The 20927-nt window shown below is 54.2% G+C and carries 17 protein-coding genes, 1 rRNA gene and 1 riboswitch; of the genes, 2 read left to right on the forward strand and 16 right to left on the reverse strand.

Translation table 11 applies throughout. From position 1 onward, the window contains the following. The 10 genes from JJQ72_RS14940 to bcp all read right to left on the reverse strand — a co-directional run. Positions 1-95: ribosomal RNA gene (locus JJQ72_RS14940) — 16S ribosomal RNA — on the reverse strand; the annotation flags it as partial. Between the two features lie 462 nt (positions 96-557). Continuing rightward, entirely contained in the window at positions 558-1925 is a 1368-nt protein-coding gene (locus JJQ72_RS14945; RefSeq protein ID WP_208204172.1) for an NCS2 family permease, read from the reverse strand. Between the two features lie 229 nt (positions 1926-2154). After that, a riboswitch (purine riboswitch) is annotated at positions 2155-2254 on the reverse strand. A 245-nt stretch (positions 2255-2499) separates the two neighbouring features. Then, the gene (gene guaA / locus JJQ72_RS14950) at positions 2500-4038 is read right to left on the reverse strand and encodes a glutamine-hydrolyzing GMP synthase (RefSeq protein WP_138224513.1); all 1539 of its coding nucleotides are present in this window, start codon (positions 4036-4038) and stop codon (positions 2500-2502) included. 78 nt (positions 4039-4116) lie between these two features. Further along, on the reverse strand, positions 4117-6456 hold the full coding sequence (locus tag JJQ72_RS14955; RefSeq protein ID WP_208204173.1) for a transglutaminase-like domain-containing protein: 2340 nt from the start codon (positions 6454-6456) through the stop codon (positions 4117-4119). After that, complete coding sequence (locus tag JJQ72_RS14960) at positions 6422-7744, reverse strand: DUF58 domain-containing protein (RefSeq protein ID WP_208204174.1); 1323 nt, start codon at positions 7742-7744, stop codon at positions 6422-6424. Before JJQ72_RS14960 ends, JJQ72_RS14955 begins: the two co-directional genes overlap by 35 nt. Beyond that, positions 7741-8745: an AAA family ATPase gene (locus tag JJQ72_RS14965; protein ID WP_243896117.1), complete on the reverse strand. Its 1005-nt coding sequence runs from the start codon at positions 8743-8745 to the stop codon at positions 7741-7743. Before JJQ72_RS14965 ends, JJQ72_RS14960 begins: the two co-directional genes overlap by 4 nt. Positions 8746-8929: 184 nt before the next feature. Beyond that, positions 8930-10105, reverse strand: a complete 1176-nt coding sequence (locus JJQ72_RS14970) for an NAD(P)/FAD-dependent oxidoreductase (RefSeq protein WP_138224507.1) — start codon at positions 10103-10105, stop codon at positions 8930-8932. A gap of 31 nt (positions 10106-10136) precedes the next feature. After that, positions 10137-10604 (reverse strand): helical membrane plugin domain-containing protein, encoded by a 468-nt coding sequence (locus JJQ72_RS14975; RefSeq protein WP_138224505.1) that lies wholly within the window; start codon positions 10602-10604, stop codon positions 10137-10139. 270 nt (positions 10605-10874) lie between these two features. Next, on the reverse strand, positions 10875-12224 hold the full coding sequence (locus JJQ72_RS14980) for a polysaccharide deacetylase family protein (protein ID WP_243896118.1): 1350 nt from the start codon (positions 12222-12224) through the stop codon (positions 10875-10877). Between the two features lie 173 nt (positions 12225-12397). Then, complete coding sequence (bcp, locus tag JJQ72_RS14985) at positions 12398-12859, reverse strand: thioredoxin-dependent thiol peroxidase (RefSeq protein ID WP_138227607.1); 462 nt, start codon at positions 12857-12859, stop codon at positions 12398-12400. A gap of 226 nt (positions 12860-13085) precedes the next feature. Between bcp and JJQ72_RS14990 the strand changes: the two genes are divergently transcribed. Together JJQ72_RS14990 and JJQ72_RS14995 are read left to right on the forward strand one after the other, a co-directional pair. After that, positions 13086-14126, forward strand: coding sequence for an LCP family protein (locus JJQ72_RS14990; RefSeq protein WP_208204176.1), 1041 nt, complete (start codon positions 13086-13088; stop codon positions 14124-14126). Between the two features lie 77 nt (positions 14127-14203). Continuing rightward, positions 14204-15520, forward strand: coding sequence for a glutamate-1-semialdehyde 2,1-aminomutase (locus JJQ72_RS14995; RefSeq protein ID WP_208204249.1), 1317 nt, complete (start codon positions 14204-14206; stop codon positions 15518-15520). A 149-nt stretch (positions 15521-15669) separates the two neighbouring features. On the opposite strand, the gene JJQ72_RS15000 is transcribed toward JJQ72_RS14995, so the two are convergent. The 6 genes from JJQ72_RS15000 to JJQ72_RS15025 all read right to left on the reverse strand — a co-directional run bounded on the left by JJQ72_RS15000 (position 15670) and on the right by JJQ72_RS15025 (position 20908). After that, entirely contained in the window at positions 15670-16941 is a 1272-nt protein-coding gene (locus tag JJQ72_RS15000) for an SGNH/GDSL hydrolase family protein (RefSeq protein ID WP_243896119.1), read from the reverse strand. 206 nt (positions 16942-17147) lie between these two features. Continuing rightward, positions 17148-17402 (reverse strand): hypothetical protein, encoded by a 255-nt coding sequence (locus JJQ72_RS15005; protein ID WP_138224502.1) that lies wholly within the window; start codon positions 17400-17402, stop codon positions 17148-17150. Positions 17403-17429: 27 nt separating this feature from the next. Beyond that, positions 17430-18281 (reverse strand): inositol monophosphatase family protein, encoded by an 852-nt coding sequence (locus tag JJQ72_RS15010; protein WP_208204177.1) that lies wholly within the window; start codon positions 18279-18281, stop codon positions 17430-17432. Between the two features lie 120 nt (positions 18282-18401). Beyond that, positions 18402-19403 (reverse strand): UV DNA damage repair endonuclease UvsE, encoded by a 1002-nt coding sequence (gene uvsE, locus JJQ72_RS15015; RefSeq protein WP_138224500.1) that lies wholly within the window; start codon positions 19401-19403, stop codon positions 18402-18404. Continuing rightward, entirely contained in the window at positions 19400-19717 is a 318-nt protein-coding gene (locus JJQ72_RS15020; RefSeq protein ID WP_138224498.1) for a hypothetical protein, read from the reverse strand. Before JJQ72_RS15020 ends, uvsE begins: the two co-directional genes overlap by 4 nt. Positions 19718-19813: 96 nt before the next feature. Continuing rightward, positions 19814-20908 carry a D-alanine--D-alanine ligase gene (locus tag JJQ72_RS15025; RefSeq protein WP_208204178.1) on the reverse strand — a complete coding sequence of 365 codons (1095 nt, stop codon included), beginning with the start codon at positions 20906-20908 and terminating at the stop codon, positions 19814-19816. Positions 20909-20927: the final 19 nt, after the last annotated feature.

Raw genomic sequence — 20927 nt, forward strand, 5'->3', positions numbered from 1 at the left:
TCAGAGGAGCAAGCTCCTCATCAAGTCCGCTCGACTTGCATGTATTAGGCACGCCGCCAGCGTTCGTCCTGAGCCAGGATCAAACTCTCCATGAAAGTTGAGTTCCATTGCTCATTTCAAAACTGACGAGATTATAAAATCTCATTGTCGATCTCACCCGAAGGCAAGATCGGTTTAACTCACTCGTTGTTCAGTTTTCAAAGATCAATTCTGTTTCTGTCGCTTTGACAATCTCTCGTCTCAGCAACTTTTATAGTATATCACGTTGGTTCCAACTTAGCAAGCACTTTTTTTTGAAAGTTTGTTTCAAGCATTTCGCTTGCCGTGTCTCTTCACCGTGACATCCAACCACCGTTTCGCGGCCGGAAATATAATATAACACACGGGTCAGTTATTATGCAAGCATTTTATTAATATTTATTTGCGGGGTGAACACGCATGAAAAATCTCTTCTATAATATAGACCGAAAAAGCACACTTAAACAAAGCAGTATTGCGTCCATGAAACAAAGTAAAAACCCGCCTCTTCTATAGAGACGGGTCTAAAGATATCTTATCTATTCGATGCCGAGCATTGCATAGCGCAAAACAATAATGATAAACAATATCCACATCAGCCAGTGTACCTTTACGTCGCGACCGGACATTTTTGCAAATACGGAGAGCACTACGTACGAAATAATACCTGCAGAGATTCCGTTAGCGATACCGCCAGTGAACGGCATCAATACAATTGTCAGGAAAGCCGGGAATGCGATAAAGAAATCATCCCATTCAATTTCCCGCACCTGGCTCATCATTAATACTCCCACGATAATGAGCGCGGGTGCTGTAGCAGCTGCCGGTACGATCAGTGCCAGTGGAGCGAGGAACAGGGAGAGAATGAACAGAACTCCTGTAGTTACCGCCGTCAGACCTGTACGTCCGCCTTCAGCTACGCCTGCAGCACTTTCCACGAATGCTGTTACTGTACTAGTTCCCAGGAAAGCCCCTGCACTGACACCGCCAGCATCCACGAGCATTGCTTTACCCAGCTTCTTCTCGCCTTGCTCCTTGTTCTTCAGCAGACCAGCACGGCCTGCAGTACCTACGAGCGTACCGAAGGTATCGAACAACTCAACAAATGTGAAAATAAAAATAACTTCCAGCAAGCCAATGCCAATGGCGCCCTTAATATCCATCTGCCCTACAGCCAGGTTATCAAAGGATGGGAACCAGCTTGCACCGCTCAGTCCCGCTGTGTTCGTTACACCCATCGGAATCCCGATCAATGTCGTTGCCACGATCCCGATCAGAAGCGCACCCTTGACCTTCAACACCATCAGAATCGCAATCAGGAAGAGACCAATTAGCGCCAGCAACACGTCCTTGTGCTCCATGAAGTTACCCAGCGCCAGGTTGAACGCCCCGCCAGCAACAGGCTGGCTGATGTCTGTTCCCGGATTAATGTTAACCGAGACCAGATTACCCAGCTTGAAGCCGATAATGGTGATGAACAAGCCAATACCGACTGTAATGGCAACCTTCAGGTTGTTCGGCACGGCCGTCAGCAGCATTTGACGAACCTTCGTCACGGTCAGGATCAGAAAAATAATACCGGATAAAAATACAGCACCTAAAGCAGCTTGCCACGTAATGGCTCCGTTCGAGCTCAGCACGACGGTCATAAAGTAAGCGTTCAGGCCCATACCCGGAGCAAGTGCAATCGGAATGTTAACAAACAATCCCATCACAATTGTAACGAGACCGGCACCTACCGCGGTGGCGAAAAACACACCCTCCTGCGGAATGCCAGCACCATCAGGACCCAGAAACAGATTGTTGACGAACAGGATGTAAGCCATCGTCATGAAAGTCGTCAAGCCTGCAATCATCTCGGTTCTGACATTTGTTCCGTGTTCCTTTAACTTAAAGAAACGCTCCATTGTTGAGATATCCCCCTTAAAATTAGTGACCAACGACGAAAAGCCCTGAAGAAATATCTCCAGGGCACCCGCTTAAAAAGATATGCATCCCAGCAGTACTGAGCCGGTTGATCCAATTCCATCAACTCTTCCTTCTCCTGCTCCGGGAGTAACACCAGCTGCTTGGATCCAGTCACTACCGGCGGGTGAGAATAAAAAGATGATGGGTGGAGCAGCACAGTCAGCCGCTAAAGCTTGCATTTCTTTTCGTAGCCAGATCATTACGGTGACCTTGTAGAGACTCCCGGGCCGATTCCCAGGATTATACGAAAAAAGCTTATATATCGTTGTTGTCATATTATCTATGAACATTCTAGGTCGAAGGCGTGTTTTTGTCAACAAAAAAAGCGAATAATCGACATTTCATTTCCTGGTATTGTTCGGAAATAACGTCTCACAGCGAAATCTCTATCTCGAACCTCAATAAGTGGCAGCTAATAAAAAGCCCTCCTGCTCCTAACGCATCACCTAACACAGATGATACGCCATAGTGCAAAAGGGCTTCTAATATTAAATCCGGCCTCTCAGTCGAGCTCTATTCCCACTCAATCGTTGCCGGCGGCTTGCTCGTCACATCGTATACGATGCGGTTGACGTTGTCGACCTCGTTGACGATGCGTACGGAGATTTTCTCCAGCACATCCCACGGAATACGCGCCCAGTCAGCGGTCATGCCGTCGATGGACGTAACAGCACGAATGCCGACGGTGTAGGAGTACGTACGGGCATCTCCCATAACTCCAACGGATTTCATGTTCGGCAGCGCGGTGAAATACTGCCAGATTTCGCGGTCAAGACCGGCCTTGGCAATCTCTTCACGCAAAATGTAATCCGAGTCGCGGACGATGGTCAGCTTCTCTTCGGTAACCTCACCCAGCACGCGAATTGCAAGGCCCGGTCCCGGGAACGGCTGGCGCCATACAATTTCCTCCGGCAGACCAAGCTCTTCGCCAACCTTGCGAACCTCGTCCTTGAACAAGGTCTTCAGCGGCTCAATCAGCTTGAACTTCATGTCCTCCGGCAGACCGCCGACATTGTGGTGGGATTTGATCGTTTGAGCCGTATCCGTACCACTTTCCACAATATCTGTATACAGCGTGCCTTGAGCCAGGAAGGCAAAATCATCGAATTTTGCGGACTCCTCATCAAACACGTAAATGAACTCATTGCCGATCAGCTTACGCTTTTGCTCCGGATCATCGACACCCGCAAGCTTGGACATAAAACGATCACGCGCATCAATCTTGACCACCTTCATGTCGAACTTGCCGACGAAGGTTTCCATGACGCTTTCCGCTTCGCCTTTGCGCAGCAGGCCATGGTCAATAAACATACAGGTCAGCTGGTTGCCAATCGCCTTGTGAATGAGCATAGCTACGACGGAAGAATCAACGCCGCCGCTCAGTGCGCAGAGAACCTTCTGCTGTCCGACCGTCTCGCGGATTTCGCGGATCTGATCCTCAATGAACGTCTCCATGCTCCAATTGCCTTCACAGCCGCAGACCTCGTACAGGAAGTTCTTGATCATCTCATTGCCCTGCAGGGAATGACGAACCTCCGGATGGAACTGCACCGCGTACAGCTGCTTGTCCACATTGCTCATCGCTGCGATCGGGGCAGATTCCGTGCCCGCGTCCAGCTTGAAGCCGGTTGGCAGGGACACAACATGATCCCCGTGGCTCATCCAGACCGTCTGGTTATTCTCCAGACCTTTGACCAGCACCGAGTTCTCATTGAACATCAGCTCAGCCTTGCCATACTCCCGCTTGGAGGCACGTTCTACCTTACCGTCCAGCTGATGGGCCATCAGCTGCATGCCATAGCAAATTCCAAAAATCGGAACCTTCAAATCATAGATAGCCGGATCCACATGCGGTGCATTTTCTGCATACACACTAGAGGGTCCTCCGGAAAAAACGATGCCGCGCGGCGACAACGCTTGAATCTTCTCGACTGGAGTATTGTAAGGCAGCAGCTCGCTGTATACTCCCAAATCACGAATCCGTCGTGCAATAAGCTGGTTATACTGTCCACCGAAGTCCAAGACAACGATGATTTCATTAGGCTTGTTCATTAACGGGCCTCCCTCAATTATTGAGATTAATTATACGCAACCCCAATTCATACCGTCAAGGAAAGGGAGGGGATGTTTTTATGACAGCTTTTTGGCGAGAGAACGGCATTGCCGTAAAAAGCTTACCTTCTCGCTTCGACTCAGCCTCTCCGCGCCGTACGCAGTACGTTCCCACAGAGCAGCAAAGGAGGCCAGCTCGGCACAAAGCTGTGCTTCGCGGAGGGGCAGAGCCTGCATGTACTTTTTGACGGTAACCGCATTCCCCATTGCTCCATAACGTCTCGCAAGGCGTCTCCATACCTGATCTGCCGCACACAATAGCTGCTCTCTCTCCAGCACAGCCGCATCCTGCGCGGCTCCTTTACGAAGCCTGTTCCCGAGAAGACGCACCCGCCACATCCGGACCGCAGCCACGGTAAGAATAGGCAACAGAAGCAGGGCACACAGTGTGATCAGCAAGAACTGCGATGAAGCAGCTCCGTTCTTCAAATTTCTCCACGACTCACCCAGCATTTGCATAAAAGCGCCGATCTGCTGCGTCAAGCCCTGCTTAGAGGGAATTGCCTGGGAGCTCATAGCGGGCCCATCTGCATGATAGCCCGGAGTAGGATCAAAGGTCGTCCAGCCCTGCTCCGGCACATATACCTCCACCCAGGCATGAGCCTCCTGCTGTGTTACTCGGTACGTATCGGACAGCTGGTCATCCCGCTCCCCGGGGGCGAAGCCGGTCACATATCTTGCCGGGATGCCTTGGGTCCGCAGCAGCACGGTCATCGCGGTAGCAAAATGAGTGCAGTACCCCTGCTTCTGCTGAAACAGAAAATCATCGACGAAATCCTCACCCCCCGCGGGAATGGTGGTGTCCAAGGTGTAAGGAAAGTTATTTTTCAGATAGGCCTGTACATTCAGCGCCTGGCTGTAGACATCATCTGTCTCCTTTGTCAGCTGGAAGCCCAGCTTTCCAATGCGTCCGGGAAGATCGGAAGGCAGCTGGAGGTAAGGAGATAACGCACTTTGGAGCCCCTCCTCTTGTAATACCTGCAGGGAAGCTTGGGACAGGAGTCCTTCTGGAGAAGTCTTCTTCTCCGTGAAGGCCTGCTTGCCGTCAGGCGGCTCCAGAGAGACCGGCTCCGATGTTACGGTGTACGATTTCAGGCCATCTATGCCCCCCTCCAGATACATAGCACCGGAGATCAGGCCGGATGCAAGCGTTGGAGACAGCGCTTCTCCGTGATGGTCTGCAAAGCCTTCGACTCCGCTCACGACACCGCCAGAAAATATCGGCATCCCATCATACGCGGAGCTGTGCAGGGTAAAGGTCTGCCTATGAGCCGCTCCGGAGGCCGGCTGCCGGGTGGCGGCGCTACTCCCGGTTTCTAAAGAAACCGGCACGCGGTCTTCGGCAATCCAGCGCCTGCCGGAATAATAGGCCATTGCTTCTCCCCGCCAGTACGATGGATGCCCTGACTGCACGGTAAACACCAGCTCGGTGTCGATCTCAAGCGGTCCGCCAAGATCTCCGCTCAGCGCATCATAGCCGGTGCGGCTGCTCCCTCGGCTTTTCACAGAGCTGCCGGTCATGCCTGCAGACCAGTCCGACACCCGTTGGACCATGGATTCCAGCGTCGAGCCGTTCCCGGAAGCTGGCTCCACCGCCTGGCCTGCGGCATACAGCATTCCCGGCACCCCTGCTGCAGCGAGGGTAATCCATAGCAGCCGGCTCCGCAGGCTGCTATGGAATGCCTTGTTATGCAATACAGGCACTCCCTCTTCTCCGGGACCCGCTTCTTCCAGCTGTAATGAAATAAAGAAGGAGATCCCTTGCGCCAGCAGCATCCAAAATGCACAGCGGATAAACCCGCCATAGACAGGCAGCTCCAGCGCGCCCTCCAGCACAGCAAGATACAGGACTGTAGCTCCGCCAAACAGCCATAAGCTGCCGCGATGCAGAAACAGCAGCTGCACCGCCGATACCAGCGTTGCCCAGCCCAGCAGAAGAATCAAGGCGCGGCTTTCTGTGCTGAGCCGGCTGAAATGCTGCGGCTGCGACAGCAGGGCGGCATCACTCGGGAGAATATTCTGAAAATACTCTCCCACCCCATACAGCAGAGATGGCGTATCCAGCAGATAGCCCCAGCACCCAAGCAGCAGCACCGCATTCAGCGGAAGCCACAGCCATTCCTTCAAGCCGCTCAGTCCCTGAAGCAGTAATATACCGGTCAGGTAGAATAAAAGGTCCAGCATTTCTCCTCCGTTACTCCCGCCCAGCCCTTGAAGCGGCAGCAGCCACTCGATCAGCAGCCCGGCGGCAGGAAGAGTCATCATGCATCTCAAGACAAACGGAGAAGCGTTAGAGCTGCGAAGCTGCTGACGCGCGGCTTGTTCAGGCTTCTGCATCGGAGCGGATATTAGGCTCATGGTACTCCTCCTGATCAGGCAGGCTGTCCGTCAGCCCTGCCGGGTAAAAAAATCCGTCACGGAGGTCAAACAGCCGACCCCCGGACTCCATCCATTGCCGTTCCAGCCCGGTCAGCTCTCTGCCGCCGGTCTGCTGCTTAGCGAGAATAAGATGCACGGTAACCTGCTTTCCAGCCCGCCGCAGCCTGAATATTGCTTCTGCCAGCCCGGGGTGCAGGACACCGGTGACGACGTGCACGTCCAGCGAACGGGATGCGCTGAATTCATCCAGCTGCAGGTCGGCTTCTGCCGGGGAAGCCTGCAGCTGTACATTTGCGAGCGGCAGAAGCCAGCCGCCTTCCCCGCCCTGCTCTTCTCGGCGCAGATGTACGATGGAAGCCGTGTGGCCCGGCAGCTGTAAATATGCTTCGCCTTGAGTCAGCGCCGCCCGGTACAGCAAGCCGGCCGCTGCGGAAACAGCGAGCTCAAAGAGCTCATCGCCAGGACAGCTGCCGGAGATGGGATAACCGGAAGCCTCCGTATCGAGCAGGATCAGCCGCTCTGTCAGCGGTCCTTGCTCCGGAACACGGCTATGCAGCCTTCCCGCTCTGGCACTATTCTTCCAGTGAACCCACTTCAGCGGATCACCCGGTACATACTCCCGGAGGTCCAGCCCCGGCCAGCCCTGGCTATGGAAAGGAGAAGGAACGTCCTGCTGATCCATTGCCAGGATTCGCTCATCATAGCCCTTCAGATTCATCGGCTTGGGCAGCACAATCACCTGAATCTCCCTCATTCCCTTCACCTCCCTGTGATAACGGAACCAGCCGAACATATCGCCCCACTTCACCGTACAGGTCCCCCCTTCCCAGCTCCCCCGCTCCTTCAGCGGAATCCGGCAGCTGAACTCAGCAGACCGCCGGAAGCCGGGGAACCAGAGCTTGCGGACGACCGCTCCCCCGATCTGCACCTGAAGCATCATCCACGGTACTGGCATCAGCGTGGCGAATTTCAGCGAAACCGTGAGCTCTGTCTCTTCACCTGCATAAATGAAGACAGGTGAAAGCCGGCGGTCTATCTTGATCGCCCTTGGTCCGGTCAGGCCAAGCAGAGCGCCACTCAGCAGTATGGCCGTGCACAGCAGCCACAGAAATCGCAGCGACGCCCCGCCGAGCCAGGTGTAAAGGACCCCTGCGATGCCCCAAAGACATATAGCTCTTAGCCAGGCCCAGGCCACGCTGCTCCCCGTGGCTAAGGACGCCTTGTCTTCTGTTGCAGGGCGGGAAGCCGGCGGATGCGTGCGCTTCATCCACGTCCGCCTTTTGCCGCTCGCTGCCGTGGCAGCTCAAATCGGCTCAGCAGCTGCTTGACGGTATCTGCTGCGCTCCATCCGGACGCCAGGACTCCGGAAGCCGGCTGCAGGCGATGAGCCAGTACGGGCACAGCGACCCGGAGACAATCGTCCGGAATGACGTACATCCGGCCATCCATAAAGGCAGAGCCCTGGGATGCTCTCATCCAGGCCAGGACTGCCCGCGGACTGATGCCAAGCCGGATGCCCTTATCTGTGCGGGAGGACGCTGCGATCTGCACCAGGTATTTTTGAATGCTGTCGTCGACATACACCCGGGAAGCCGCCCGCTGCATAGTCAACAGCTCTGAAGGGGCCAGGAGAGGTCCCGGCAGCCGCTGCGCGCCTTCGCCGTGTGCCCGCTGAAGCAGCAGCAGCTCATCCTCCATATGGGGATAACCGAGCCCCAATTTCATCATAAAGCGATCCAGCTGAGCCTCCGGCAGCCGGTTAGTGCCCTCGAACTGCATCGGATTTTGCGTGGCCAGCAGGAAAAAGGGGGATTGCAGCGGGTAGGTTTCGCCGTCCACACTGACAGTCCCCTCCTCCATCAGCTCCAGCAGCGCAGACTGGGCCCGGGAAGAGGCCCGGTTAATCTCGTCCGCCAGGATCAAATGGGCTGAAAGCACGGGGCCCCGCTTGAATTGGAATTCTCCGCGCTGCGGATGATACATCATCGTTCCCGTAATGTCGCCGGGCATGAGATCACTCGTAAATTGAATTCTGCCAAAATCACACCCCAGCACGGATGACAGGGTCCGAACCAGCTTGGTCTTACCTACGCCCGGCACATCCTCCAGCAGCACATGCCCGCCGGCCAGCATAGCAATCAGGATTAGAGAAATTTCTTCGTCATGACCCAGGATGACAGAGCTTGTCTTTTTGACGACCCTGGCAAGCAGCTCCGGTCCCCAGTACGGGTGTGCCTGCTCTTGGGACTGCCACGATGAATGGAACAATGGCCTCCACCTCTTCTTCTCGTTCATTTCTCCCTTTGAACTGAACATGTGCGGGAGTCTATGAATAGGTTTTCCAAGATTGCAAAAAGATAGACCACGTTTGGCGGGAGATTTTGGCGCACAACCTAAAGAGCCCCCGAAATCAAAGGATTTCGAGGGCTCGGGTTATTTACGTATAGGGTACCTAGTAGGCCAGTGTGAACAGACCTTTGATGTGGGACAGGTAACGCATGTTACTTGCTTCCTTCATCAGCGTTGCCGGCAGACCTTTAAGCTGGGTCTTGTTGGCGCCGATCGTACCGATCGCGTCCTTGCGTCCCAGGCTGCCCAGCGTACCGGAGAATACCGGCAAGAAGGCTTCCATAGCTCCGCCATTGGCATAAGCAAACAGGTTATAGCCTACAAGCTCGCCCATCTGCCAAGCCAGCTGTGCTGTTGGCGGATACGGACGGCCTTCCGGCCCCATTACCACAGCGCTGTCGCCGGCCAGGAATACATCCGGGTGGGAGGTAGACTGCATGAACTCATTGACTGTAGCACGGCCGCGGTTCACTTCGATGCCGCAGTTCGCCACCACGGAGTTGCCTTGTACGCCGCCTGTCCATACCAGTGTACTTGTTTGAAGCGTGCTTCCATCCTTCAGCTCTACTTCGGTGCCGTCCATCTTCGTGATCGGCAGGCCCGTAAGGAAGTTTACACCGCGCTTTTGCAGACTTGTCGTCGCACGGTCCACCAGCTCTGGCGGGAAGCCTGGCAGAATGGAAGGTGCTGCTTCTACGCAGTACAGCTTGATTTCGTCCGGAGAAATGCCGTATTTATGGGCAAGCTCCGGACGCATGTCAGCATACTCGCCAACAAGCTCAACGCCGGTCAAGCCGCCGCCGCCTACTACGATTGTAGCGTCTGCCGGATTCTTCGTTCTGCTGTATTCCGCAATGCGATCCTCTACATGCTTATGCAGACGGTTTGCATCGTTCACGGATTTCAGCACAAAGCTGTTCTCCTGCAGTCCAGGAATGCCGAAAAATGCGGTTTCGCTGCCCAGTGCAACAACCAGCATGTCATACGTCAAAGACGCGCCGTTTTCCAGAGCTACCGAGCGGCTGTCCGGCTTGATTTCCTTAACGGTACCGATCTTCAGGTCTACGTTCGCATCGCGAAGCAGCCTGTCCAAAGGCAGGGCAACCGCCTTTTCAGCAATATTGCCAGCCGCCAAACGATGCAGCTCGGTAATAATCTGGTGCGTTGTAAAACGGTTAACTACCGTGATTCTTGCGTTCATTCCGAAATGCTCACGGGCCGAGAGAGCGCTCAGCAGACCGCCGTAGCCTCCGCCCAGGATCAGAATATGTTTAGACATGACCATCCTCCGTTCTTATCCAGTTTCTTAATTAACGTTTCGTTTGTCCTTCGCGCTCATTGAGCACATCCAAGTAAGCCTGTGCAAAGCGCAGGCCCTTCTGTACCTGAGGGTCCTTCAGCATTTTCATCAAGCCAAATACGCTGATGCTGTTGCTGTCGCCTTGAAGGCGCACGCGGTCTCCGGCCTCAATGGCCGCAGAAGCGGTGCTCTTCATCGCATCGGTTACCGGCTTGGTGAAGCCGCTGAGTGAAGCCATGGTGTCCTCGGCGAGAACCGGGTCGGTAGCTACCGATTTTCCGAAGTCATATGCCTTGGTCATGAACGTCAGCATTTCAGCCAGCTTGGGAAGCTGCTCTACCAGTACCGTCAGGGATTCCTGAATTTCAGGCTTCAGCAATTGATCAAACACATCCGGAAGTCCCGCTTGCGGTGCTCCCAGATTTTCGGCAACCTTCTCCGAGCCTTCGGACGATTGCGGACGGGATGTTTCTGTCATGTTAATTGCCTCCTTTGCTTTAAATAAGGTCCCAAGAAGAAATGGCGGCGATTGAACCGGTTCGTCATTGTGTTACTTTCGGGATAACCGGCCGCTATTATGCATCACTGCTTAAAAGTGAGGGTTTGTGGAAATCTATATCGCCAAAACAAAGCAGGGGGATCGCCTCCCCCTCCCTTTTAAACCGTTTCGTTGGGATTGTGATTATTATCTCAACCTCTAGTCTATAACTTGTGCCTCATAATTACAAACAAAAAATGCACGTTTTTTCTACAAAGTTTGAATTTGATAAGCATGCTCTTTCATCACCACATGATTCAGCGGATGACCCGAGAAGTGCAGAATATCGCGGAGCGGAATCCACACGGCATTCCCCCAAATCATCACCTCGGAAGGCTGCTTCATCGAGGTATCTGGAGACCAGAGCATGCCAAGGCCCGGATCGGCACTCCATGACGCTCCACTAAGCGATACCCTGGCGGTTCTCGATGGCGCATCCCAGCTCACCCGTCCGCCAAGGCGCTCTACCGCAGAGCGCAGCGGCACCATGAGTCGGCCGTTCTCTATCCGGTATTCACCCGGCTGAAACTCAGCCGCCAGACCGGCCATGTCGAGCGTCAGCACCTTGCCCTGATCAAACAGCTGTCCGTTAGGAACGATATGCTCGGCAATCCACCTAGATCCTGGCTGCGACTCTTTAGGCTTGACTTTGCTCTGTACCTTGAACTGTACCGGTGCGGTCTCAGGCGTCAGCACGGCAAAGCGGTACCCTGCCTCCTTATAATGCTCGATAATGCGGGGCAGCGCCTTAACGGTTTCCTCGTGCCCTGCGCCATCGTGCAGCAGCAGATTGATCTCATCTCCTGCCGTCTGCATCGTGGATTGGCGAACAATCTCGTCGGCAGGCACACCGATCCGCTTGGAATCACCGCTGTCTGCATTCCAGTCGAACACACGGTAGCCTGCCTGCTTCAGCAGCTTGAAATAGGTTTCGTCAAATTTTCCTGCTGTGCCTCCTGGCGCCCGGAGCAGCTGGGGCCGTTCGCCTGTGATGCTGCGAATAATTTCCTCAGTCTGCTTGATTTGATCCCAAAACAGCGTGAATTTTCGGTATAGCTGGCTGTAATCATGATCATAGGTATGATTGCCGATGGCGTGACCTTCCTCCGCAATGCGGCTGACCAGCTCCGGACGCTGCTCGGCCTGCTTGCCGAGGATGAAAAAGGTCGCCGGAACGTTGTTCTCTTTCAGGATGTCCAGGACCTCTCCGGTCAATCCGGAAGGTCCGTCATCAAAGGTCAGATACACGGTTTTGGCTGGGGTCTCGGGGACTTGAGGGACCGCAGGAGCTTGAGGCGCGCTGCTTGAAGACAGCAGGCTATGGAGGAGCTTCACCGCCTTGGCCTGCATAGAGACCGCCATATTGGCCGCTTCAGAGTCTGCAGCCTTTTTCATTGTGAAGGGCATTACTGGCTTGGCATCTTCTATAGAATGAAACGTAGGATGATCCGGCTTGGCGGGGTTAACGGGTGGAGACAGATATGGCTCATCCGGCTTCAGCATTAGAAGCCACATGATTCCGCACACCGCGCATACCAGGAACAGCATTGCTTTTTTCATATGAATCTACCTCCATCATAATCTATGAGATTGACCGTTCACTTCGGATTTTCTGATAGATTATATGGGGGCTGCTGTTGAAAAAGACTACGCGGGTGCAATTAAAATTAAAGATTTCGTGATGAAGCATGTTCTATGAAAAAAACCGCTGCCCCAAGGCAGCGGCTGATGCTTTATGATCTGACGGCGCTTAGCACTTCCTCTACATGGCCCGCCACCTTCACCTTATTCCAGGCCTTCGCGAGACGCCCCTCCTCATCCACAAGAAACGTGGAGCGAACAATGCCTTCATACTCACGGCCGTACATTTTCTTAAGCTGCCACACTCCGAACAACTCACTCACACGGTGCTCCTCATCCGAGAGCAGCAGAAACGGCAAGCCGTATTTCTCAATAAATTTACTGTGAGACTTTAACGGATCAGGGCTGATGCCAAGCACGACTGCTCCCTCCGCCTGAAGCTCCTCATGCGCATCCCGGAAGCCGCAGGCTTCGTCTGTGCAGCCGGGCGTCATATTTTTGGGATAAAAATAAATCACGACCTTCTTCCCCTTGTAATCACGCAGGGACACCTGCTCACCGTTTGAGGCCGGCAGGGTAAAATCAGGAACCGTCTGTCCAATCTCCAGGCTCATCTCACTCATGATCTGTTCACTCCTCCTATACTTGTCCATGCTTCAGCTACTTCTTATCTTATGAAATGGATGAAGGCCGTGCAACTTTTCGATACAGCTTCTGCAAAGCTAAAATTGCTTGTCTTTTCGAAAATATCTATAATAGAATGAATACTTGTACAGAGCCAGCAACCATTATATTTATAAATGCACTTGTGCAGTCCCCGAAAGGAAGAGCCTGATGAGCATGAGCCGAAGAACCCGAAAAGCAGCAAAAAGAAAAAAATTCAAGAAAACAATGATTTGGACGGTCAGCCTGCTATTGGCGGGTATTTTAGGATACGGTACTTATTATGGAACATCGTTTTACCAAGGATTGGACAGCCTGCAGAAGAACGGCGAGGCTTCTCCCTTCCGCAATGTGGAGCAGGTGGACGCCAAGGCGCCGGAGCCTCCGAAATGGGAAGGCACAGAGCCTGTTAATATTTTGCTGATGGGCGTCGATGCCCGGGGCTTTGCGGAGGACGAAATTCCACGCTCGGACACCATGCTGGTCGCCTCGATTGACCCTGTGGATGAGACGATTCATTTATTCTCTGTCATGCGGGATACGTACACTGACATTCCGGGACACGGAAAGAGCCGGATCAATACCGCGGTCACTCATGGCCCTAATACCGCTATGAAGGCGGTTGGCGATCTGCTCGGCATCCCGGTCCAGTATTATGTGTACACGGATTTTCAGGGCTTTATCAAGCTGGTGGATGCCGTGGGCGGCGTTGATTTCTATGTAGAGAAGGATATGAAGTACGGCAGCAAAGCAGACAATCATGAATATGATATCGACCTGAAGGAAGGCATGCAGCATCTGGACGGTGACAAGGCACTGCAATACGCGCGTTTCCGTTATGATCAGATGGGAGATTATACTCGGACCGAACGGCAGCGTGAGCTGCTGAAGGCTGTAGCGAAGAAGCTCCAGACTACAACCTCGATTATGAAGCTTCCAGACATTTTGGAATCCATCAGCCCTTATATCGACACGAACCTCGACGTCAGTGATATGTGGAAGCTGGCCAATGTCGGCTATCAGAGCGAGATGAAGGGCAGTGAGCAGATTCCACCGATGAAGCTGGTCGTGGAGACCACTGTGGGCGGAGCCTCGGTGCTCACGGTCGGGAATCCAGAAAGCCTGAAGGATTATGTACAGGACGTTCTGAATCCCCCTGCCCCGGAAGTAGAAGAAAGCACCGGCACTAACAGCAGCACCTCTACACCCAACAACTAAAGCCCATCATACGGACAGGCCGCCATCAGTGCAGCCTGTCCTCATTATTGAGGAGGAAGCATCCAATGACACAATCTATGAACAGAACACGCTCGGCCGAGCTGTATGAGGAAGCGCTGAAGCATATTGTAGGCGGGGTCAACAGCCCGTCCCGCTCCTTTAAAGCCGTAGGCGGCGGCGCTCCGGTATTTATGAAGCAGGCCCGCGGCGCGCATTTCTGGGACGCAGACGGGAACCGGTACATTGATTATCTGGCCGCCTTCGGACCGATTATTACCGGACATGCCCATCCTCATATTACAAAGGCTATCACCTCAGCCGCTGAAAATGGTGTGCTGTACGGAACGCCGACCGAGCTCGAAATCCAGCTTGCCAAAATGCTGAAGGATGCCATACCATCCATGGATAAGGTCCGATTCGTCAATTCCGGCACCGAAGCGGTCATGACGACCATTCGTGTCGCACGGGCTTATACGGAGCGCAGCAAGATCATCAAGTTCGCCGGCTGCTACCACGGCCACTCTGATCTTGTGCTCGTAGCCGCAGGCTCCGGTCCCTCCACGCTTGGCATTCCGGACAGCGCGGGCATTCCGCCCAGCATTGCCCATGAGGTTATTACCGTCCCCTTCAACGATCTTGAGGCGCTGCAAGAAGCTCTGGAGCACTGGGGAGATGACGTAGCCGCAGTTATGGTGGAGCCCATCGTCGGCAATTTCGGCATGGTTATGCCAAAGCCCGGCTTCCTGGAAGGGCTGTGCAAGCTAGCTCGCGCTAACGGCTCTCTCGTCATTTATGATGAAGTCATTACCGCATTCCGTTTCCATTATGGCTCTGCCCAAACGTATCCCGGCCTTCTCAATCATGAGGCAATCCAGCCCGATCTGACAGCGCTGGGCAAAATTATCGGGGGCGGGCTGCCCATCGGCGCCTACGGCGGCCGTAAAGAGATTATGGAGCAGGTTGCTCCGCTCGGTCCTGCTTACCAGGCGGGAACGATGGCCGGCAATCCGGCCTCCATCGCCTCCGGCATCGCGTGTCTGGAGGTGCTCCAGACAGAGGGCGTATATGAGGAAATGGAGCGCCTGGCTATCAAGCTGGCAGACGGTCTCCAGGCCTCGGCCCAGCGGCATGGCATTCCGCTGATGATCAACCGGATTTCCGGCGCCTTCTCGACCCACTTCTGCAGCCACCCGGTCACCAACTATGAAGAGGCTCAGGATACGGACGGCGAAGCCTTTGCCGCCTTTTTCCGCCACATGCTGGATCAAGGCATCTTACTCGCGGCCTCCAAATATGAGGCCTGGTTCCTGACCACCGCGCATCAGGCTGCAGATATTGATCAGACTTTGGCTGCCGCAGAGGAAGCCTTCCGCCGGATGGCAGCCCAGGCGTAGACGTTGAATTCTAACAGACACTAAAAAGACATGGCCGTGTCAGGATGCCTTGACGCGGTCATGTCTTATTTAGTGAGCTGATATACAATGAATGACGTTAATGACTTAATGACGGGATAAATCACTATGAGTTATGAGTTATGAGTTCATTATGGATTAATAAAAACCGTCTTCAGCTTTTGGTGGTACTGAACATCCAGGCCCAGTCCCTGTACCAGTGCAGAGAGCGGGACATAGGTTTTATGTTCCTTGCCAACCTTGTGCAGAAAGGCTGGCGTAGTAAGGGGCACAGGGCTGCCATTTACCTTGATGTGATTTGATCCGATTGTAATGACCACGGTCCGCCCCTTGTAAGTAACCGTAGCACTTGAGGTTTCGTTGCTCCATACTGTGGTTGCACCGATGGCATTGACGATATCCTGAATGGCTACATAGTTCTGATTCTTGACCAGAACCGGCTTGTACGGCGTATTCAGGACCTTGCCGTTCACGATAATATTCATCGGCTGCCCGGGCTCTGCGGCCGCAGGCTTGGTGTAGCTGCCCCATATGGTGTTGGCAAACACCTTCGCCATCGTTTCGTATCCGTACTGATTAGGGTGGATGTCTTCCAGTCTCAAAATATGCGTCATGGTCATTTCTCTGCCTACAAATTCCTTGGCGACCGGAGCCACCTTCACAGAAATCCCCTGCTGACTAAACTGCTTCGCCAAACCCTCGATATGCCCGGTAAACAGTGCTGCAGCCTGATTCAGCTTGGCATAGAGCGCTTTGCCGGCAAGCTCAGGAATGGGATTATACTGGTCTGCAAGGACGATAACAGCATCAGGATTCATACTATGAAGACGATGGACAACCTCCGTCACATTCAGTGTGTAAAGCTCAAACAGCTCCTCGGTCAGCTTCGCCAGCTCATCGGCATTTGCCGCTCCGGCCATGGACGTCAGATTGTACATATCATTGCCGCCAATGGTCACGGTGATCAGGTCGGCATTCTCAATAAACGCGCGGGCGGCCGGAGCTTCTCTACCGATCTGCTCTGTGCGAGGATCCGGGATCAATGGCTGAATGTCATCCGCGGTCACGGAGCGTCCATCTGCGATAGCCTGTACATAATGCTTCAATCCCTCAACCTTCAGCCCGGCAATGCCCAGATTCACGGTCTCGGTTCTGCCGTGCAGCAAGCCCTGCTCCAGCAGGCGCTCGACAAAGCCATACGGCTTGGAATTGAGATCCATCCCCGGCTCATAGCCTACGGTAAGCGAATCTCCCAGACTGACAATCCGGAAGGGCTCCGGCGGGCTTGAAGACGCGGCATGGATGGCGGAAGGCTTCCCTCCCAGCGAGGCTGACAGCATGAACACCGCCAGCGTGAGGCTGCCGGCAGCCTGGAACAGCCTGTTTCTCCACAATATTGACATGATAACACTCCTTCTCATTTCATTCTTTTTCCAGTTTACCACCTCGGCATGGATCGGCGATACCGCTATGCGGGAATTCATCCAGGACACGCAGTACCCTTCTTCAAGGCTGCACAAAAAGCGGCGATACCAGGGATTGCCCCGGCATCGCCGCTGTAAAGCCTTTGGAACAACCGTTGCCTGCCGGAGAGGTCCCGGCCTGCGGATTACTTCTCCCGGTTCTGCTTCTCCACCTGCTCCAGATACTTATCATACCGGTCGTCCAGCTCCTTGCCCAGCCGCCGATATGCCCGGATCTCCTCGGCAATAGGATCATGCTTCGTCTGAATGACAATCTCATAGGGATGGGAGATTCGGCGCCGGCCTTCTTCCTGTACCTCTCCGGCCTCAAGCTCCCCTTCCGTTAGCAGCTCGCTCAGCCTCCGCTGCAGTTCCTGATCCCGCTCCTGCTTCTCGTTCATGAGATGATCTCTCCTTACACTTGAAGATTAACCGGCCGCGTCCGCCAGCACCTGCAGCAGCTCTTCATGAATAGCGCCGTTCGTGGCCGCAATGTTGCGCACCTTCAGGCTATAGGGAGACCCGTTGGTATCCGTTACCCGGCCGCCGGATTCTTCAATCAGCAGCACCCCGGCTGCCACATCCCAGGCGTTCAGGCCGATCTCCCAATAGGCGCTCAGGCGCCCGGCAGCAACGTAAGCCAGGTGCAGCGCAGCCGAGCCTCCCGCGCGGACGTTCCGCACCTTGGGAACGATGGCCTGCAAAGCCTCCATATTTTGCGGAAGATTGGAAGCCGCATCGATCGGAAAGCCTGTGGCCACCAGGCTGTCCGACAAGACGACCTCCCCGGACACTCGTGTCGGGTTGCCGTGGACATAGGCCCCCTTGCCCTTCTCGGCAATGAACAGCTCATCCCGGGAAGGATCATAGATAACGCCCAGTATGATCTCCCCCTGATAAGCCAGCGCAATGGATACCGAGTAGAAGGGGAACCCGTGCACGTAGTTGGTCGTCCCGTCAACCGGATCAATAATCCATACATAATCCTCTTCCAGCGCCGTCTCCAACGCCTTGGCTGAAGCCTCTGGCCCGGGCTCGACACCCTCCTCACCGAGAATGGCATGGTCCGGAAAGTGCGTCAGAATCAGTCTGCGGATCATCTGCTCCGCCCCCTTGTCCACTTCAGTCACAAGATCCTGGGCAGAGGTCTTGGTATTCAGCTGCTGTACCGTTCCCTGCTTGCTCTTGATCCATTCTCCGGCCTTGGCAGCACAGTTGATAGCAACAGCGGCATAGCTTTTGCTGCTCACGACATAAGGCGTCTTCTCTTTATCATTCAAAGCACTCACTCTACTTTCATATGAATCTTATAAACCTATTGTATTCCCCTTTTGCGTCTGAAGGAAGGGCTGCTATATTAACAACGAGCTGTATATTCATATTCAACAAGCACTTGACGGCTATGGTGTAACCTCAATTGCGGCCTGGTTAAGGAGCTTTACCCCATCTCCCTCTGCCGCGGCAAAATCACGCATCAGGCCAAACAGCGCCTCATCCTTCTTCTTGGCCTCAATCATGACATCAAGCTGCGGGGTGATCGCTGCAATCTCTCGTAAAAAATGAAGCAGCGGCGGCATCTCGACACCGTCCGCATGACTGCGAATATCGGTGGGCGATTTCGGGCTGGACACGTGAATCTTGGGCGGCAGAGGGTTGTCACCCTCCGAGCCGGCCTGCGCCAGCGGCGAATTCCAGGTCTCCAGCACATCCCGCCACAGCTCGCCTGGCCGCTCTCCTTCATGGTTGACCCATTGATGGTGCAGATCGAGCACCATGGGCAGCCCAAGCTTCTGACATACTGTTAACGTTTCTACGGCGTTAAAGGTTTTGTCGTCGTTCTCAAGCGTCAGCCGCTCCTTGATATCCTGGTCCAGCCCCTCAAAATGCTCTATAAAACGGGCCGCCGCCGAGGGCTTGTCCCCATAGGCGCCGCCAATATGAATATTGTTCTTCATTCGGCCGCTGAACCCGAGCGCATGAAGCATGTCGGTATGATGCCGCAGATCCTTGATCGAGTTCACCAGCACCTCCGGCCTCGGCGTGCTCAGTACCGTGAAATGATCCGGATGAAAGGACACGCGCATCTCGTGCTTGCGCACAAAATCCCCGACCTCTGCGAACGATTCCCGAAGGGCAGGGAACGGATCCCAATCGTCCAGATCGCCATGGGTGGCAAGCGGAATCAGCTTCGAGGTCATTCGGTACACCTTAATGTCGTGTGCGAGATTATGCTTCAGCAGCCGGAGCGTATTGTGCAGGTTCTCCCCTGCAATCCGCTCCAGCCGGCGAAGACCGGCTTCCCGGTCGTCCAGCTTCTTGAAGCTGGCCATCGTCATCGTTCTGGACGGGGAAGAATTCTGCACGACGGTGGACATGGCCACATAACCGAAGCGGACAATCATGCCTGATCTCCGAAGAACATTTCGTGCGCCAGAGCCGTCTGCAGCCTGGACTCCTCCTCGGTCAGCTTCCGTACGAGCTGCAGCTCGACAGAGGTCACTTCCTGTCCCTGAAAGTTGATTTCAGAAACACACGCGGTAATTTTTACGATGGCGGAGGCGACGTTCTCCGGAGTATAAGCGATCACCTTTTGTCCCGTAGGAAACACGCGGAAGCCCTGCTTCAGCATCTTGCCCCGGCCGTACTCCAGCAGCTCATACAGCTCCTGCTCGTTCTTGAACTTGCACACGGAATTAAACTCGGTTTGAAATCCCATAGCCAGCCATCCTTTCACCTGATAATGTGAGATTATAGTCAAGGGGAGCCGTGTTCAACGCGGACTCCCCTTTTGTTATATATTCAGTATACTGCATTATACCTCATTCTCATAAATGAGAGATTGCTTGTTCTCATAGCGTGCCAGCCCGAGGCTGATCATCTGATCCAGCAGCTCGCGGTAGGACATTCCGGTTTCGCGCCACAGCAGCGGGTACATGCTGAACGGCGTGAAGCCCGGCATCGTGTTCACTTCATTAATGAGGATACCTCCGTCATTGCGCCGGATAAAGAAATCAGCCCGGGTAATTCCGCTGCCCTCAATCGCCTTGAACGCCCGGATCGCAAGCTCTCGCAGCGTATCCGCGGTCTCTGCATCCACCGGTGCAGGAATAAGCATCTCTGACTGTCCGTCCGTATATTTGGCGGCATAATCATAGTATTCACTGGAGGAGACGATTTCACCCGGGATAGAAGCAATCGGCTCCTCGTTCCCCAGCACGCTAACCTCTACTTCGCGGGCATCTACGAATTCCTCGACGATGATCTTGTGGTCATACTTCAGTGCCGTCTCGATCGCCATAGCAAGCTGGGCCGCGTCCTTCGCCTTCGAAATGCCCACGCTTGAACCCAGGTTCGCCGGCTTCACGAAGCAAGGGTAGCCCAGCTTATCCTCAATGCCCTGCACCAGCTTGTGGCTGGCCCGCTTCCACTCGGCCTGCGTAAAGCAGCAGTATTCACACTGCGGCAGCCCGGCCTGCGCAAACAGCTTCTTCATGACCCCTTTGTCCATACCGGCAGCGGATGTCAGCACGCCAGTGCCTACATAAGGAATGTCTGCCATTTCGAACAGCCCCTGGATGGTTCCGTCCTCGCCAAAGGTTCCATGCAGGAGCGGAAACATAATGTCAATGTCCGGCTGCTGACTGCCGTACAGACGGCTGAATACCGCATTCAGCGCAGCCTGTGTTCCGCTGCCGCCAGAGAGCTTCAGCTCCTCCTTATCCTTAAACGGAGCATCAAGCTTGCCGCCGATTCTCCAGGTTCCCTGCTTCGTAATGTAGAAGGGAATCATTTCATACTTGTCAAAATCAAACTCATTCATGACGGCAAACGCCGTAGCCAGCGAAACCTCATGTTCTCCTGATTTCCCGCCGTAGACCAGTCCTACCGTTAATTTATCCTGTCCCATGCCATACCTCTCTTTTTGC

Source organism: Paenibacillus sp. F411, assembly GCF_017582705.1.
Taxonomy (GTDB): Bacteria; Bacillota; Bacilli; order Paenibacillales; family Paenibacillaceae; genus Paenibacillus_AQ; species Paenibacillus_AQ algicola.